At 47.6% G+C, this 15,006-nt stretch carries 18 protein-coding genes; all 18 read left to right on the forward strand.

The annotated features are described in order from the left end of the window. Nucleotides 1–72 precede the first annotated feature (72 nt). The 18 genes from fliE to H1S01_RS02730 all read left to right on the forward strand — a co-directional run bounded on the left by fliE (nt 73) and on the right by H1S01_RS02730 (nt 14,937). A complete protein-coding gene (gene fliE / locus H1S01_RS02645; protein ID WP_243236884.1) occupies nt 73–393 on the forward strand; it encodes a flagellar hook-basal body complex protein FliE in 321 nt (106 codons plus the stop codon). A gap of 31 nt (nt 394–424) precedes the next feature. Continuing rightward, entirely contained in the window at nt 425–1,693 is a 1,269-nt protein-coding gene (gene fliF, locus H1S01_RS02650) for a flagellar basal-body MS-ring/collar protein FliF (protein WP_188038524.1), read from the forward strand. Further along, entirely contained in the window at nt 1,690–2,007 is a 318-nt protein-coding gene (locus H1S01_RS02655; protein WP_188038525.1) for a hypothetical protein, read from the forward strand. The genes fliF and H1S01_RS02655 overlap by 4 nt, the downstream gene beginning before the upstream one ends. A 4-nt stretch (nt 2,008–2,011) precedes the next feature. Beyond that, a complete protein-coding gene (gene fliG / locus H1S01_RS02660; protein ID WP_188038526.1) occupies nt 2,012–3,022 on the forward strand; it encodes a flagellar motor switch protein FliG in 1,011 nt (336 codons plus the stop codon). Next, a complete protein-coding gene (locus H1S01_RS02665) occupies nt 3,015–3,803 on the forward strand; it encodes a FliH/SctL family protein (protein ID WP_188038527.1) in 789 nt (262 codons plus the stop codon). The genes fliG and H1S01_RS02665 overlap by 8 nt, the downstream gene beginning before the upstream one ends. Nucleotides 3,804–3,815: 12 nt before the next feature. Further along, nucleotides 3,816–5,117, forward strand: coding sequence for a flagellar protein export ATPase FliI (gene fliI, locus H1S01_RS02670; RefSeq protein WP_188038528.1), 1,302 nt, complete (start codon nt 3,816–3,818; stop codon nt 5,115–5,117). Beyond that, nucleotides 5,114–5,569 (forward strand): flagellar export protein FliJ, encoded by a 456-nt coding sequence (gene fliJ / locus H1S01_RS02675; RefSeq protein WP_188038529.1) that lies wholly within the window; start codon nt 5,114–5,116, stop codon nt 5,567–5,569. The genes fliI and fliJ overlap by 4 nt, the downstream gene beginning before the upstream one ends. 11 nt (nt 5,570–5,580) lie before the next feature. After that, nucleotides 5,581–6,432 (forward strand): magnesium transporter MgtE N-terminal domain-containing protein, encoded by an 852-nt coding sequence (locus H1S01_RS21840; protein ID WP_188038530.1) that lies wholly within the window; start codon nt 5,581–5,583, stop codon nt 6,430–6,432. Nucleotides 6,433–6,519: 87 nt separating this feature from the next. Next, on the forward strand, nt 6,520–8,256 hold the full coding sequence (locus H1S01_RS02685; protein ID WP_188038531.1) for a flagellar hook-length control protein FliK: 1,737 nt from the start codon (nt 6,520–6,522) through the stop codon (nt 8,254–8,256). Nucleotides 8,257–8,295: 39 nt separating this feature from the next. Next, nucleotides 8,296–8,844, forward strand: coding sequence for a flagellar hook capping FlgD N-terminal domain-containing protein (locus H1S01_RS02690; RefSeq protein WP_188038532.1), 549 nt, complete (start codon nt 8,296–8,298; stop codon nt 8,842–8,844). Nucleotides 8,845–8,873: 29 nt separating this feature from the next. Further along, complete coding sequence (locus H1S01_RS02695) at nt 8,874–9,257, forward strand: TIGR02530 family flagellar biosynthesis protein (protein WP_341479012.1); 384 nt, start codon at nt 8,874–8,876, stop codon at nt 9,255–9,257. Nucleotides 9,258–9,346: 89 nt separating this feature from the next. After that, nucleotides 9,347–10,663, forward strand: coding sequence for a flagellar hook protein FlgE (locus tag H1S01_RS02700; RefSeq protein ID WP_188038533.1), 1,317 nt, complete (start codon nt 9,347–9,349; stop codon nt 10,661–10,663). A gap of 65 nt (nt 10,664–10,728) precedes the next feature. Further along, complete coding sequence (locus H1S01_RS02705; protein WP_188038534.1) at nt 10,729–10,935, forward strand: flagellar FlbD family protein; 207 nt, start codon at nt 10,729–10,731, stop codon at nt 10,933–10,935. Nucleotides 10,936–11,052: 117 nt separating this feature from the next. Further along, on the forward strand, nt 11,053–11,532 hold the full coding sequence (locus H1S01_RS02710; protein ID WP_188038535.1) for a flagellar basal body-associated FliL family protein: 480 nt from the start codon (nt 11,053–11,055) through the stop codon (nt 11,530–11,532). Between the two features lie 45 nt (nt 11,533–11,577). Continuing rightward, complete coding sequence (gene fliM, locus H1S01_RS02715) at nt 11,578–12,573, forward strand: flagellar motor switch protein FliM (RefSeq protein ID WP_188038536.1); 996 nt, start codon at nt 11,578–11,580, stop codon at nt 12,571–12,573. Beyond that, nucleotides 12,563–13,852, forward strand: a complete 1,290-nt coding sequence (gene fliY / locus H1S01_RS02720; protein ID WP_341479013.1) for a flagellar motor switch phosphatase FliY — start codon at nt 12,563–12,565, stop codon at nt 13,850–13,852. The genes fliM and fliY overlap by 11 nt, the downstream gene beginning before the upstream one ends. A gap of 16 nt (nt 13,853–13,868) precedes the next feature. Further along, complete coding sequence (locus H1S01_RS02725) at nt 13,869–14,231, forward strand: response regulator (RefSeq protein ID WP_188038537.1); 363 nt, start codon at nt 13,869–13,871, stop codon at nt 14,229–14,231. Between the two features lie 52 nt (nt 14,232–14,283). Further along, entirely contained in the window at nt 14,284–14,937 is a 654-nt protein-coding gene (locus H1S01_RS02730) for a flagellar biosynthetic protein FliO (protein WP_188038538.1), read from the forward strand. The last annotated feature ends 69 nt before the right edge of the window (nt 14,938–15,006 follow it).

The following is a 15,006-nucleotide window of genomic DNA, read 5'->3' on the forward strand; positions in this document are numbered from 1 at the left end:
TAGTACTAAATACCTAATCACTTTTTCCGTTTAGTCTGTTAAGATAGGTAATGTATTTACGGAGGCGTTAAAATGATGGAACTACCGGTCCGTTTCGAGCAATTGCTTCCTTATTCCACCAATACGAATAAAGGGAAGTTGGTTGCCGGATCCGAAGAGTCCAATACTCCCGGACAAAGTTTTTCCGCCATGCTCAAAGACGCTGTGCAGAGTGTGAATACCGCCCAAAACGAGGCGGATAAAATGGCAGCGGATTTTGCTGCAGGCCGTTCTACCGATGTACATACCGTCATGATCGCGACGGAAAAAGCCAGTATCGCCATGCAGTTAACGATTCAAGTCCGAAACCAGGCGATGGAAGCATATCGTGAAATTATGAGAATGCAGGTCTAATCTGCAAGGAACGGTGAAGGGCTGCTGAAACATGAATGATATGATAGAACGGTTGCGCAGCCAATTGAATGAGTTGATGGGTCGCTTTTCTCGCCAGCAAAAGATGATCATGGCGGGCGCTTTTGCAGCTATTCTGATCTCACTGGTTGCTTTTGTCTATTTGGCCGGAAGGCCCGACTATGTGCCTCTGTTTACGAACCTTGAGCCGGCTGATGCCGGTGCCATTCGGGCGAAACTTCAGGAGGCAAAAGCGGACTTTACTGTTTCTGATGACGGGAAGACCATTATGGTCCCATCAAAAGACCAGGCCAATCTTCGACTCGAAATGGCTGCTGCGAACCTTCCAAAGGGAACCGGTTGGGGATATGAGTCCTTTAACGAAAGCCGGTTTGGTGAAACCGAAAAGGAAAAAGATATTCGTTTAAAGGTGGCCACCGAAACCGAACTGGCCCGCACCCTCCAAAACATACCGGGAGTGCAAAACGCGCGAGTGATGATCGTTCCGGCTGCCGATTCCTTGTTCAAAGACAAAGCGACTGATGCGACGGCTTCGGTCATGTTGATTTTGAAACCGTATACTGAATTGGATGAGAAGCAAATCCGAGGCATAATCCATTTGGTTTCACATAGTGTAAAACAACTAAAACCGGAAAATGTGACTGTCGTCGACAATTCGGGCAATGTTTTGTCGGAGGGATTATTTACCGCGACAGGGCCCGATAAAATCAATGTAGACGGTCTGACCCGAGCCCAGATGCAGGCCAAAAAGGATTATGAAACCCACCTGGAACAAAAAGCCCAGGATATGCTGAACCGTGCCTTGGGTGCCGGAAATGCTGTCGTAAAAGTGGCCACCGAATTAGACTTTTCTCAACAAGAGGTGACCGATACGCGATTAGGCAAACCGGTCCCCGTCTCAACCCGTGAGACGACGGAGACTGGTCAAGGCTCTACCGCCTCGGGAACTCCGGGGACAAGTGCGAATATACCGACACAACAAACGACAAATAACGGTACGAGCAGTTATAACAAATCAGACAATATCGTCAATAACGAAATACCGAAAACAGAAACTCACACAGTGACACCTCCTGGTTCAGTAAAACGGTTGAGCGTTTCCGTAATGGTGAACCGGACCTTAGAACCTGACCAGACGCAGCAGTTGGAAAAAGCGGTAGCCCAGGCCGTTGGCATTAAATACCCGATCGACCCCGTTGTAGCAGGTCAACAACCGCCCGCACGGGTCGAACAAATCAGCGTCGTCGGGATACCCTTTGATCGTCAGCCGTTGATGAGATGAATCGCCTGGCAGAGTCTGAAAAATCCTTTCAACGTTACTTGATGATTGGTGCAGCCGTTCTTGCTTTGGCTGCTGTTATCGGAGCTGTCTTACTCGGCCGCAGGATGATGGCTCGTCGTAAGCCAGCCTCAGCACCGGACGAAATCCCCTCTTTGGCCTTTGAAACACCTGTTCCTACTCCGCCGGAGTTGGAATTGACGCCGGAAGAAAAAGAAAAGTTGGCAATGCGTGAACAGATCGAGCAGTTGACCGATTCTGATCCGGAAGCTATCGCTCGTGTATTGAAAACATGGCTAACAGACGACTCGAGGTGATGTTGTGACTGCCAAATCGGCACTGTCTGGAAAACAAAAAGCGGCTATCTTGCTTATTTCCTTAGGCCCTGAGAAGTCAGCCAAGATCTTTAAGCATCTCAAGGAAGAAGAGATTGAGCAGATGACCCTCGAGATCGCCAATATCCGCAAAGTTTTACCTGAAAATCGCGATATGGTCTTTGATGAATTTCACCAGTTGTTCATGGCGCAGGAGTATATCAACTCTGGTGGGATTGACTACGCCAAGGAAGTCTTGGAGAAGGCTTTAGGTCCGCAAAAGGCCGTTGAGATCATCAATCGGCTGACCCAGTCGCTGCAAGTTCGGCCCTTTGAATTTATCCGTCGAACTGATCCGGGGCAACTGCTTAACTTCATCCAATCGGAACACTCCCAGACGATTGCACTCATTTTAGCTTATTTAAATGCGGATCAAGCTTCGATCATCATGTCAGCGCTCCCTCCGGAACGGCAGGCGGAAATCGCTCGTCGTATTGCCCTGATGGACCGTACCTCTCCGGAAGTTATCCGCGAGGTGGAAATGGTTTTAGAGAGGAAATTATCTTCACTCGTATCTCAAGAGCATACCAGTGCCGGCGGTCTCGACACTGTGGTCGAAATGCTCAACCGGGTCGATCGCGGTACAGAAAAATCCATTATGGAAGCTCTGGAGATTCAAGATCCCGAATTAGCAGAAGAGATCAAGAAACGCATGTTTGTCTTTGAAGATATTATCATGCTGGATGATCGCTCCATTCAGCAGGTCTTGCGGGAAGTGGATACGAAAGATTTGGCTCTCGCCCTCAAAGGTTCCAGCGAAGAAGTGGTTCAAAAAATATTCAAAAACGTGTCCAAACGAGCTGGTGAAATGCTGCGTGAAGATATGGAATTCATGGGCCCTGTCCGCCTCCGTGACGTAGAGGAAGCTCAACAACGGATTGTTAACGTAATACGCAAGCTGGAAGAAGCCGGTGAAATCGTCATTGCTCGCGGCGGAGGAGATGAATTGATTGTCTAAGGTTATCAAGTCATCGATCCTTCGAACTAACTCGCCCAAGTATTTAGAAGTTCTGCCCGTTACATTTCAACCTCAGGAGATCCTTCCTGAGGTTGAGCCAGAGAAAACGATCGATCCGGTTCAACTGGCGGAAGAACAGGCAGAACGTATCATGGAAGAGACTCGCTTGGCTGTCCAAGATCTTTTAAATAAGGCAAAAGAACAGGCCAATGCCATCCTCGCTGAAGCAAATCGACAAGCAGAAGAAATCACTCGTTTAGCTGGGCACGAAGTGGATACACTGCGGCGATCCCAAGCAGAACTGGGCTACCAGGAAGGCTACAAAAGGGCTGTTGAACAAGCACAGAGTCAAGCCGAAGCAATCATCGACGAAGCACATCAGGAGGCAGAAGCGGCCCGACAAGCTAAACTTACCTATATAAATAGCAAAGAGCCAGAGATCGTCGAGCTTTCTATCCAGATTGCCGAAAAAATTTTGCAATACGAGATCGCGAATAAACCTGATGTAGTGTTGAATATCGCAATGAACGCGATAAACAAAGTTCGAGACATGAGTGCAGTTGTGTTAAAAATTCATCCTCAAGACTATCCACTTGTTCAATCAGCCAAACCTGAATTGATGCGCTTAATCAAAGGGTTGCGCTCGTTGACTGTGGAAATGGATGAAACAGTTGACCGCGGTGGCTGCATTATCGATACCAGCCATGGCTATGTAGACGCACGGATAGAGGCGCAGTTGGAAGAAGTCTCAAGAGTGATTCGTGAAGTCATGCACAGCTAGGGGAATGGTGCGATGCAAAAATACATGCAAGCGATACGCAACATGGACCCTGTTCGTATGAACGGGAAAGTATCCCAAGTCATCGGACTTGTCGTCCAGTCAGATGGTCCCAGTGCGAACTTGGGAGAACTGTGTCTCGTATCTACGCAATCGAAAACCGAGTGGGTCCGAGCCGAAGTGGTTGGTTTTCGGGAAAAAAAGACCTTACTGATGCCCCTGGGGAACATGGCCGGCATCGGCCCTGGCTCTCAAGTCTTAGCTACAGGTGACGAACTGAAAATCCCTGTCGGGTATCCCCTTCTCGGTCGCGTTCTTGATGGTTTGGGAAATCCGATGGATGGGTTAGGTCCTCTTCCGGTAGACGAAACGTATCCCCTCATGGCCAACCCTCCCAATCCGTTGACCCGTCAGCGGATTCGACAGTCCCTTTCTTTGGGAGTTAAAGCGATGGACGGCCTTTTGACCTGTGGTAAAGGTCAGCGGATGGGCATTTTCGCCGGTTCCGGTGTCGGTAAAAGTACTCTATTGGGAATGATCGCCCGGAACACAACGGCTGACATAAATGTCATCGGTTTAATCGGTGAACGGGGGCGGGAAGTCCGAGAGTTCATCGAAAAAGATCTGGGGCCGGAGGGGTTGTCCCGGTCAGTCGTCGTCGTCGCCACCTCCGATCAACCGGCACTCGTTCGGTTAAAAGGAGCTTTTGTGGCAACTGCTATCGCGGAGTACTTCCGAGACCAAGGCAAAGATGTCATGCTGATGATGGACTCAGTGACCCGCTTTGCCATGGCCCAACGGGAAGTTGGATTGGCCGTCGGTGAACCGCCAGCAACGCGAGGTTATACACCTTCCGTTTTCGCTCTTCTGCCAAAATTGCTGGAACGTTCTGGTACATCTCACAGCGGAACCATCACTGGGCTATACACGGTGCTTGTGGACGGTGATGACATGAATGAACCGATCGCTGATGCTGTTCGCGGGATTTTAGATGGACACGTCATTCTCTCGAGAGATTTGGCGGCCCAAAACCATTATCCAGCTGTTGATGTACTCAATAGTGTGAGCCGTGTCATGATCGAGTTGATCGAACCAGAACACCGTGACGTAGCTGCCCAATTGCGTCAGGTATTGGCTACATACCGCGAAGCCAAAGACCTGATCGATATTGGAGCCTACCAGCGAGGGGCCAACCCACGAATCGACTACGCCCTTGATAAAATTGAAGCCTGCCGCTCCTTTTTACGGCAGGATATATATGAGTCAGTTCCTTTTTCAGAATCGGTGCAGCAGATTAAGGATATCTTTGTTCGATGAAACCCTTTCGATTTAAGTTACAAGCAGCCTTAAGTCTAAAATTGCGTCAAGAAGATATACTCAAAGGAGATCTGCAGCGACAACAAAAAGTCATTGAAGGACTTGAGTATGAACTGCGGGAAACGCAAAAAAAAATGGCCGAAGCTATCGAAAATATTCGTCCCACTCCTGGAGCAGTTTTTGATGTCGAAGCGAGGCTTTTTTTTAATCAATTTTGGCTTAAACTCAAGTCACTAGAAAGCTGTCAGATTTCGGAAATTGAATCGGAACGGGACACACTTGCCAAGATACGGCAGCAATTGATGGAAACGATGCGTGAACGCAAAATACTAGAAAAGTTGCGAGAAAAACATCTGGCCGATTATCAACGTGAGATTCTGAGGGAAGAACAAAAAGTCCTTGATGAACTGGCACTCAGTCGATATATTCGCAATGAAAATACACAGGGATAGGAGGGGAGAAAGTGCCTGAAAAGGTAGATAGTCGGGAAAAACAAGGGATGTCCAATCTGAAACTGTTCTTCATATTGGCAGTACCTGTTATGCTTCTAGCTGCCTTGGCGGCGGCACAGACTGTCGGAGCTATCGATATCACCCCTTACCTCCGTCAAATCCCTGTTGTGGGAACGATGATACCTAAGAGTGACCCTGCAAAGCAAGGTTCCCAGCAAACCCTCGAAGAAGCTCGCATCGCACAGTTGGAAGCGGAAAAAGCTGACTTGGATGCGAAATTAGCAGAAGTACAATCTAAATCGACGACACCCATTGCCCAAGACAGCCAGGTTTTGAAAGAAAAAGCCGACTTGGAGAAACAACTCACAGACATAAAAAATCAAATTGATAAAGATAACCGCGTAAAACTAGACACACAAAAACTTGCTGAGCGCCTTTCTGCTATGAAACCGGCCAGTGCCGCCAAAATTATGGAGAACTTACCCGACGATACCGTTAACAGCTTGCTCGATCAAATGGACGTAGATGTAGCCGCAAAAATAACGGCAGCTTTAGATCCTGTTCGTGCCGCCCGGTTGACGATGCCAACGGGTGGGGAAGATCAGGAAGCACGCCGAAAGGCTGATGCTGATTTAAAGCGTAGTCAACTGTCCAAAGCCAACTATCAAAATATCGGCAAGTCCTTGGCTGCCATGAAGGTGGAAGATGCTGCTGCCGTCATTGAACAACTGCCTGATGACATCAGCGTATCGATCCTTCGTGAAATGGATCAAACGGCTACCGGAAAGATCCTTTCCGAACTGGCTTCCATCAATCCGGAACGGGCGGCTCGCCTCGTCGCTTTAATGGGGCGAACTGTGTAATATCCTTTCTACTTCATTTGAAAGGGGGGATGCCAGTAAGCCCTAAGCAGAATCGGTCAAGGAAAGAGAACTCAGGGAGGTGAATCTATGGCAGATATCTCATCGATTGAGGTCACACGATCCATTCTTTCGAATGCCTCCGCAGAATCTACAGCGAAGGGTACGTCGACGGCGTCGGGAAAAGTCTTTGGTAGTTTTCTGCAGGACATCATGCCATCCATCACTGATGGTAGGTACGGAACATTACAGAACGCTAAATACGATCCTGTTCGAGCTTTTGAAGCATCCAGCTATTCCAACCGTTATCAATTGAATAAATACATACAGCTGCATAGCAACAGCAATACCAAACCTAATGTTTCAAGCCATAGGTCGGAATCATCTGCAACGGATCCGCAAAGGCAATTGAAGCAAGCCCAATCGACGAAATCACAGTCATCGAATCAACAAAAGAACCATGTTCAAAAAGTCTCTGCAGAAGAAATTGCACAAGACCAAAAGGACGCAGCGGAAGAGACAAGGCAGGACAGGTCGAACGAAGTGGATCGAGCAGAAACAGAGTCTAAGGAGAAAACAAATTCTGAGAGTCGGGACGTTGCGGTGAGCGATGAACAGGACGCTTCTCAACCGGAAAAAACAAAAGAAGGGTCTAGTGATTCTTCTATTCCAAGCGAACTTCTGGCACTTCTAAACAAGCTTCCCGATGATGTCAAAAAAAGCGCTCTTACACAGGATTCGGTCAATCCTGTTGATTCGACTGCACAGACCACTACTTCAGTTACAACGGCTGGAGAACAGGGGAAACAGGCTGCACAAATAGAGGTTATTTCTCAGGGCCAGCAACTGATCCCTCGAACTGATGCAGATGAAGCCACATTGATGAAACAAGGATCTGTTCCATCACAAACAGGATCGACAACTGATTTGAACCTCGCCGCGTCGAAGGAAGCTCAAAGGGATTCGTCCGATAACCAGGTAGTTGTTATAGATAACCGGGTGAATGTGAGTCCGAATCAACTGTCTTTGATCGCTCAACTGAGAAAAACGGCAACTGACGATGCCAAATCGAGTGAGGCGATGCCCAGAGACATGCAACTTACTGTTGATGGACAACAGACGAATCAAAGTCAAGGATCACAGTTATCCGGGGTCACCGCTGTCGTTACGGGTAACGGGCAGCAGGCGGGAAGTTTTTCCGGAGGCCAAAAGCAATCTGACCTCTTTCACGAAATGACCCAAAATGGAGCGATAGCAGGGAAGGAAGACCCTTTTTCACGTCAACCCGATGGGCAAGGTGTGAGTTCCAGAACGACTAACGATTTCTCCGCTTTCATCAAAGCAGCAGGCAAAGAGGATGTAAAAGCATCTCGTCAAGAAGTGTTTCGCCAAATGGTGGAAAACACTCAGCTGTTGAAAAAAAGCGGTGGCAGTGAATTAAAAATCCAATTAAAGCCAGAAGTCTTAGGAAAAATGCAACTCAGTTTGTCTATAGATTCAGGTATTGTGTCGGTCCGTTTTTCCGCGGAAAATCCGCAAGTACGTCAAATGCTTGAATCCAATCTGCCGGAGTTGAAGCACTCTTTGGAAGAACAGGGATTAAAATTTGACCGTATAGAAGTGTCTGTAGGAAATCAAAATCTAAACTCTCAACAGCAGGGAGGGTCCTCCAATCCTTCGAGCTGGAGTCAGGAAAATGAATACGGCCGACCTTACTCATCCAACACGGGAACTGTAGAGGCAGAGGTTGAGTTGGGTCAAGAATCAAAACAAAACCTAATCGGGAGATACAATCAGGACGATACGACCGTCGAATTTTTAGCCTAAAATGAAAATGGAAGAACCGATAAAAGGAGGCGAAACCCAGTGGCTAGCCCGATTGAAAATACAGGTCCGGTCTACCAGAATCAAACGGGTTCAACGACTCAACGGAAAACAAATGACAGTTTAGGCAAAGATGATTTTTTGAAACTTCTCGTTACCCAACTAAAGTATCAAGATCCCATGCAACCGATGGAGGATAAAGAGTTTATTGCTCAAATGGCCCAGTTCAGTGCATTAGAGCAAATGAAGAACATGGCTGAGGGGTTTACGGAGTTAAAAACATCCCAAGAAGAAATGTTTAAAAACATGAGTAATCTATTTTCTACACAACAGAACTTACAGATGGATAATCTCATTTTCCAATCGGTCAGTTTCACAGGAAAAACGGTAGACGCTACTGTCGCTAAGCTTGATGAAGCAGGAAAACCGGTCACAAATGCTGATGGACAAGAGGTTACGGAAAGCATTCATGGTACTGTTAAGGCCGTTAAAATCGAGAAGGGTATTCCCATCCTGCAAGTGGAATACAGCCAAGATGGCGTAACAAAGAGCCGCAATGTTTACCTCGGTGAAATTAACCAAATCGCTTAAACATCAAACAGATGAGGAGGTCACCGGCCGTGGATACCCGTATCGTCTATCCACAACCGTTAATGCCCGGAATTGGCAAGCCGGTAACCGGGATTACTCCCCATCCCAATGCCAAGGCTTCCGAGGAATCTTTCCAAAAAATCCTCGATCAAAAAGCCCTAAAATTTTCTGCGCATGCTTTACAGCGGCTTACACAGCGTAACATCAAGCTCGATGATGCTGAGATTAGCAAACTGAACGAGGCCGTGGACAAGGCGAGTCAAAGAGGAGCTAGGGAATCTCTTATTCTTATGAAGGATATGGCCTTGGTCGTTTCGATTAAAAACCGAACAGTCATCACGGCAGTGGATGGGTCGGCCATGAAGGACAATGTGTTTACCAATATCGACAGTGCAGTCATCGTACCGGATTGACAGGCTGGACCTCTGATGAGGAAGCCTTGGCTGTGGAGTGATGGAAACAGCCATCCGGGCAAATACCCGAAAGGGGGAGGTCTTTACTTATGATGCGTTCGCTCTTTTCCGCAGTTACGGCTTTGCGGAATCACCAGACTCGTATGGATGTCATCGGCAACAACATTGCTAACGTGAACACAGTCGGCTTTAAGAAAAGCCGGGTTACCTTTTCTGATACTCTCAACCAAACCATTCGCGGAGCTTCTTCCGGTGATGATGGCGGACGAGGCGGTACAAACCCTATGCAGGTCGGTCTAGGTATGAATGTGGCGACCATCGAAATGGTTCCGACGGCGACGAGTGTCCAAGGGACCGGGAAAAACTCCGATTTAGCTATCGATGGAGATGGATTCTTTTTGCTTGATGACGGAGGTACCCAGTACTACACCCGTGCAGGGAACTTCGATCTAGACAACGAGTATCGCTTTGTCCGTACAGACAATGGGATGAGAGTCATGGGCTATATGGCAGATCCCACCGGAGCGATTGATACGACCAAAGCCCCAGTGGAAATCAACCTCAAAGATAAACAATACATGAAAGCCTACGCAACGAATCGTGTTGAGTTCTTTAGAAACCTGGGAAGCACAAGCGGAAAAACGAACGCGATTGAGAAGACGGTAGAAGTGTATGATTCCCAGGGTGGTAAACACGATTTAGTCGTTCAGTTTAAAAATGTTAGTTCTGCCGGCGACCCGAATCACTGGACAGTAAATGCTAAAATTAAATCTGGTAATGGAACTGGGTATATATCCGGTTTAATATCCGGTAATTTGCGTTTCAACAACGATGGTACGTATAAATCATTTAGTGCCGTAACCACTGTTCCTTTTAACTATAAAAACGGTACAACTTCTGCCAAAGTCATGTCTGCTAAAGTTTACAGCGCAGCTTTTGTATTCCCGAGCGCAAAAAATGATACTAACTTCTATATAGACTTCAGTAAAATGACCCAGTTTGCTTCGGAGACGACTGCCGACAAGTTGGATCAAAACGGCTATGCCGACGGGTCGTTGAAGTCCTATGCAATTGACTCGTCAGGAGCATTGACCGGTGTTTTCTCAAATGGTAAATCTTTAGCCCTGGCACAAGTTGCCGTTAGTTCTTTTTCCAACCCTGCCGGTTTGCTAAAAGCAGGTTCAAACTTGTATACCAAATCGAATAACAGCGGTATGGAGAACACAGGGACACCGGGAAGCGGAAGCCGTGGCGCCATTCAACCAGGTGCCTTGGAGATGTCCAACGTCGATCTGTCCCAGGAATTTACCGATATGATCACCACCCAACGGGGGTTCCAAGCGAACAGCCGTATCATTACAGTTTCTGATACCATGTTGGAAGAGTTGGTGAATTTGAAACGATAGGATAGCTGGCGGGCGGGTTAGGTAAACCAACCCCACCCGCCCTTTTTCTAAAGAGGGGGATGTTATTGATCAAGCTAAGCCGTCTAAATAAGACGGAACTCGTAGTTAACGCTGAACTGATCGAAACGATAGAATCGACCCCTGACAGCGTAGTAACCTTGACGACAGGAAAAAAACTGGTCGTGCTCGATAGTACGGATGAAATCATCGCAAAAGTCATTGCCTACCGGCTAGCCTGTTCGGGTCGAAACAAAGATTTAGAGCAAATGTAAACGTTGACAAAAAGAAGGAGCTAGCAGGAAGATCACGAATCAATATATAATGGGTAATGAAAGCTGTAAGCTGGTTTTAATGTAACACTCATATACGAGGAAGGAGCGTTTTTCCGGATGGCTGAAACCGAAAACGCCCCCCAAAAAAAACCTATGAACGTAAAGTTGATCGTTATCGTGGTTGCGGTTCTGGCTGCCGCTGCCATTATCGCCGTGGGGGTTTTTTATTACTTTGTCAGTCCCAGCACATCCGCTACGAACAAAACGCAGGCTGTGCGAACACCGGGAGTCCTCTTTGAAATCGGTGATTTCACTACGAACTTGGCCGATCCAGGAGGAAAGCGGTTTCTTAAAGCAAAAGTAACGATGGAACTGAACGAAGAAAAGAAAGATGAGAAAAAACTAGCCGAATTAAAAGAACAACTGCCGATCATTCGTGACCGAATCCTAAACATACTCAGTTCAAAAACGGTAGAAGACTTACAGACAAATGAAGGCCGGGACAAAGTAAAAAAGGAAATATTGATTGCGCTCAACAAACAGTTTGGGGCTGACAGATTTCGCAATGTATATTTCTCGGATATTGTTTACCAATAGTTCTACCCACAGCGGGACTTATAATTTTGGAGGTGAGGGTAGAACGTGAGTGACATTCTGTCCCAGGCAGAGATTGATGCTCTCTTGGCTGCCCTTGCCAGCGGTCAAGTAACGGCGGAAGATGTCAAAGACGATTTGGCTAGTAAAATTCGTGTTTATGATTTTAAGCGACCGAACAAGTTTTCCAAAGACCAAATTCATACTCTCCAAGTTATCTATGAGAACTATTGTCGTAGTCTGACCACGTTTTTTGCGGCTCACCTGCGTACGTTGGTTCAAATATCAGTTCAGTCTCTAGACCAATTGACCTATGAGGAATTCATTCGCTCCATTCCGAACCCAACGATTGTAAACATTTTTACCATGCATCCATTGAACGGCAATGGAATCATGGAGGTTCATCCGAATATCGCTTTCTCAGTTATCGACCGTCTTTTTGGGGGTCCTGGACAACCTCCAGACAAAGTTCGAGGTCTTACCGAAATTGAACAATCAGTGTTTCAGCGAACAACACGGCGTATGTTGGACAGCTTTACCGAAGCTTGGGATAACATCGCGCAGGTAAAAGCGCGGTTAGAAATGATTGAAACCAACCCCCAGTTTATTCAGATCGTGGCTCCAACAGAAATGGTCGTTGTCATTACCTTGTCTTGCAAAATCGGTGAGGTTGAGGGAATGATCAACATCTGCCTTCCTTATATATTACTGGAACCGATTATCAGTAAACTCAGTGCTCATTTTTGGTTTTCCAATGCGTCAAAAGAACGAACAGCAGAACAACTGGCGGCTCTTCGCACCCGCCTGGAACGGGCTTTAATTCCGATCAGCGTTTTGCTGGGACGTACAACCCTGACTGTGAGCGAACTGCTCGATTTGCAAATGGGTGACGTTATTCAACTGGAAAACAAAGCTTCCTCCGAACTGGAAGTTCTCATCGGCCAACGGACAAAGTATTACGGACGTCCGGGAACCATGGGCTCCAAAGTGGGAATCCAAATCACCTCGACCTTCGACAAAGGAGTTGAGATAGATGATGAGTAGCGGCGTCCTTTCCCAAGAGGAAATCGATGCACTGCTCAGAGGAGCAGATATCCCCAGTGAGCCAGAGGCGCCGCCACCTTCTTCGGAAGTCACTACAGACTTTAGTGATTTAGATAGAGACGTGATTGGAGAAATCTCCAATATCTCTATGGGAACGGCAGCTACGACGCTATCCACATTACTAGGGAAAAAAGTGGACATAACCACTCCTCGGGTGACTGTGACTACTAAAGCAGCCATTCAGAAGGAATATCCTTCTCCCTTTGTGGTCGTGGATGTACATTATACACAAGGTTTGGAAGGAAATAACGTTTTGATCATCAGAGAGTCGGACGTAGCTATCATCGTCGACTTGATGATGGGCGGCGATGGCATGGCGCCTCCGACTGAACTGAATGAAATCCACTTCAGTGCCATATCGGAAGCTATGAACCAGATGATGGGTTCTGCTTCCACATCGATGGCGACAATGCTATCGAAAAAGATCGATATCTCACCTCCATCGTTAAATACCATCGATTTAGCGAACGAAATGCTACCTCAGCCAGAAACAGATCCTATCGTAAAAGTCTCTTTTCGTATGGTCATTGAAGGGCTTATCGACAGCGAACTGATGCAAATCTATCCCATTCCCTTTGCCAAGGCTTTAGTACAAGGATTGATGGGAGACATGAATGATTCTCCCTCTTCCAGCGCTCCGCCGCCGGCGGCGGCACCACCTCCGTCTTCTGCCTATGCTCCGCCGCCTCCGCCTCCGAGCCCCTCGGCTCCACCTCCAGCTCCGCCGATGCCTTCGTACCCGCCCAACGCCGAACCGATGGCTGCCGCAGCACCGCCTGGCTATGGAAGCCCGCCGCCGGGATACGGATATCCAACGCAGCCGCCGGCTTACTACGGACCTCCTCCGGGTATGTACCCACAACAGCCCGTTAATTACGCCCAACCCCCGCAAACTCCGCCGGTGCCTGTAAATCCGGTTCAATTCGCCCCATTGCAACCTCAACGGGGCGGCAAAGACATGACCAACCTTAACCTGATCATGGACGTTCCACTTCAGGTTACTGTTGAGCTAGGCAAATCTAAAAAAACGATTCGAGATATTTTAGACTTAGGGCCCGGTTCGGTCATCGAACTTGATAAACTCGCCGGGGAACCGGTAGACATACTGGTAAATGGTAAATTGGTTGCCAAGGGAGAAGTTGTGGTTATCGACGAAAACTTTGGTGTACGCATTACGGACATCGTTAGCCCCATCGAAAGATTAGGTAATTTACAATAAACGGAGGATGAGAGTAATGTCAAACCGGATTTTAATTGTAGACGACGCCGCTTTCATGCGCATGATGATCAAAGACATCTTGACAAAAAACGGGTTTCAAGTCGTCGGCGAAGCAGAAAACGGTGCTATCGCCGTGGAAAAATGGAAAGAATTCCGTCCCGACTTGACGACGATGGATATCACTATGCCTGAGATGGACGGCATTAACGCAGTCCGCGCGATTCGGAGTGTAGACCCCGGCGCACGTATTATCATGTGCAGTGCCATGGGTCAACAAGCCATGGTTATTGACGCGATCCAAGCGGGAGCGAAAGACTTTATCGTAAAACCCTTTCAACCGGATCGCGTTTTAGAAGCAGTGAGAAAAGCCTTAGGATAAACCCGGGTTGATGTTGCCCTGCTCCCCCCATACCCGGGAAGGGGAGGTGCTTATGAACGTTTATCGGCGTATTGGCCGCCGGATGCTCGGCGGCCTGGCGTTTTTTGGTCTACTTTTTGCATTACTGAGTACTCCTTACCTGGCACTGGCCGATGACGCCAATAACGGCGATATTCAACATAAAGAGTACGGTCCCCAATCAGTCGCTGCGTCCGATAAGTCAGGCACAATGCCAGGGACAGGTGATTTACTCTTACGCCTATTCCTCACATTGGTTGTACTTGGTGGGGTCGGCTGGGGAGTCGTCCGTTTTTGGAAGCGAAGCTTCCAGGTACCGAGCCGAGGAAATTGGCTTGCCGTATTAGACCAAGTCAGTCTCGGACCGAACAAAAATATCTATGTTACTGAAATTGCCGGCAAGGTTTTTGTCATCGGTGCTACAGACCATGCGATTCAACCGATCATGGAAATTACCGACGAAAATATGATTGATTCAATACGTCAATCCCAGACGGAAGCACAACAAAAATCACTCCTCGAAGAGGTACTCGGTTTAATCAAGAAGACGACGGGGAAAGAACGTTCCGAAGCCTCAGAACAATCTTTTCATCTCGAAATGATGCAACAGATTGATAAATTGAATAGGCTGCGACGAGAGCAATTTCCAAATCAAGACGGAAACAGGGAAGGGGAGAACCGCTTGTGAAGTCCTCGAAGCGCCGAGGCTTCATCATATTGACGGCTATCCTGTTACTGATATGCTGGACAGGCGTCG

The organism is Heliobacterium chlorum (genome assembly GCF_014502795.1).
GTDB classification, from domain to species: Bacteria; Bacillota; Desulfitobacteriia; order Heliobacteriales; family Heliobacteriaceae; genus Heliobacterium; species Heliobacterium chlorum.

Coding starts and splice junctions, on each gene's coding strand:
- fliY (WP_341479013.1), top strand. CDS start 12,563: ATGATGAGTAGCGGCGTCCTTTCCCAAGAGGAAATCGATGCACTGCTC.
- H1S01_RS02655 (WP_188038525.1), top strand. CDS start 1,690: ATGAATCGCCTGGCAGAGTCTGAAAAATCCTTTCAACGTTACTTGATG.
- fliE (WP_243236884.1), top strand. CDS start 73: ATGATGGAACTACCGGTCCGTTTCGAGCAATTGCTTCCTTATTCCACC.
- fliF (WP_188038524.1), top strand. CDS start 425: ATGAATGATATGATAGAACGGTTGCGCAGCCAATTGAATGAGTTGATG.
- fliI (WP_188038528.1), top strand. CDS start 3,816: ATGCAAAAATACATGCAAGCGATACGCAACATGGACCCTGTTCGTATG.
- fliJ (WP_188038529.1), top strand. CDS start 5,114: ATGAAACCCTTTCGATTTAAGTTACAAGCAGCCTTAAGTCTAAAATTG.
- H1S01_RS02725 (WP_188038537.1), top strand. CDS start 13,869: ATGTCAAACCGGATTTTAATTGTAGACGACGCCGCTTTCATGCGCATG.
- H1S01_RS02730 (WP_188038538.1), top strand. CDS start 14,284: ATGAACGTTTATCGGCGTATTGGCCGCCGGATGCTCGGCGGCCTGGCG.
- H1S01_RS02710 (WP_188038535.1), top strand. CDS start 11,053: ATGGCTGAAACCGAAAACGCCCCCCAAAAAAAACCTATGAACGTAAAG.
- H1S01_RS02685 (WP_188038531.1), top strand. CDS start 6,520: ATGGCAGATATCTCATCGATTGAGGTCACACGATCCATTCTTTCGAAT.
- H1S01_RS02700 (WP_188038533.1), top strand. CDS start 9,347: ATGATGCGTTCGCTCTTTTCCGCAGTTACGGCTTTGCGGAATCACCAG.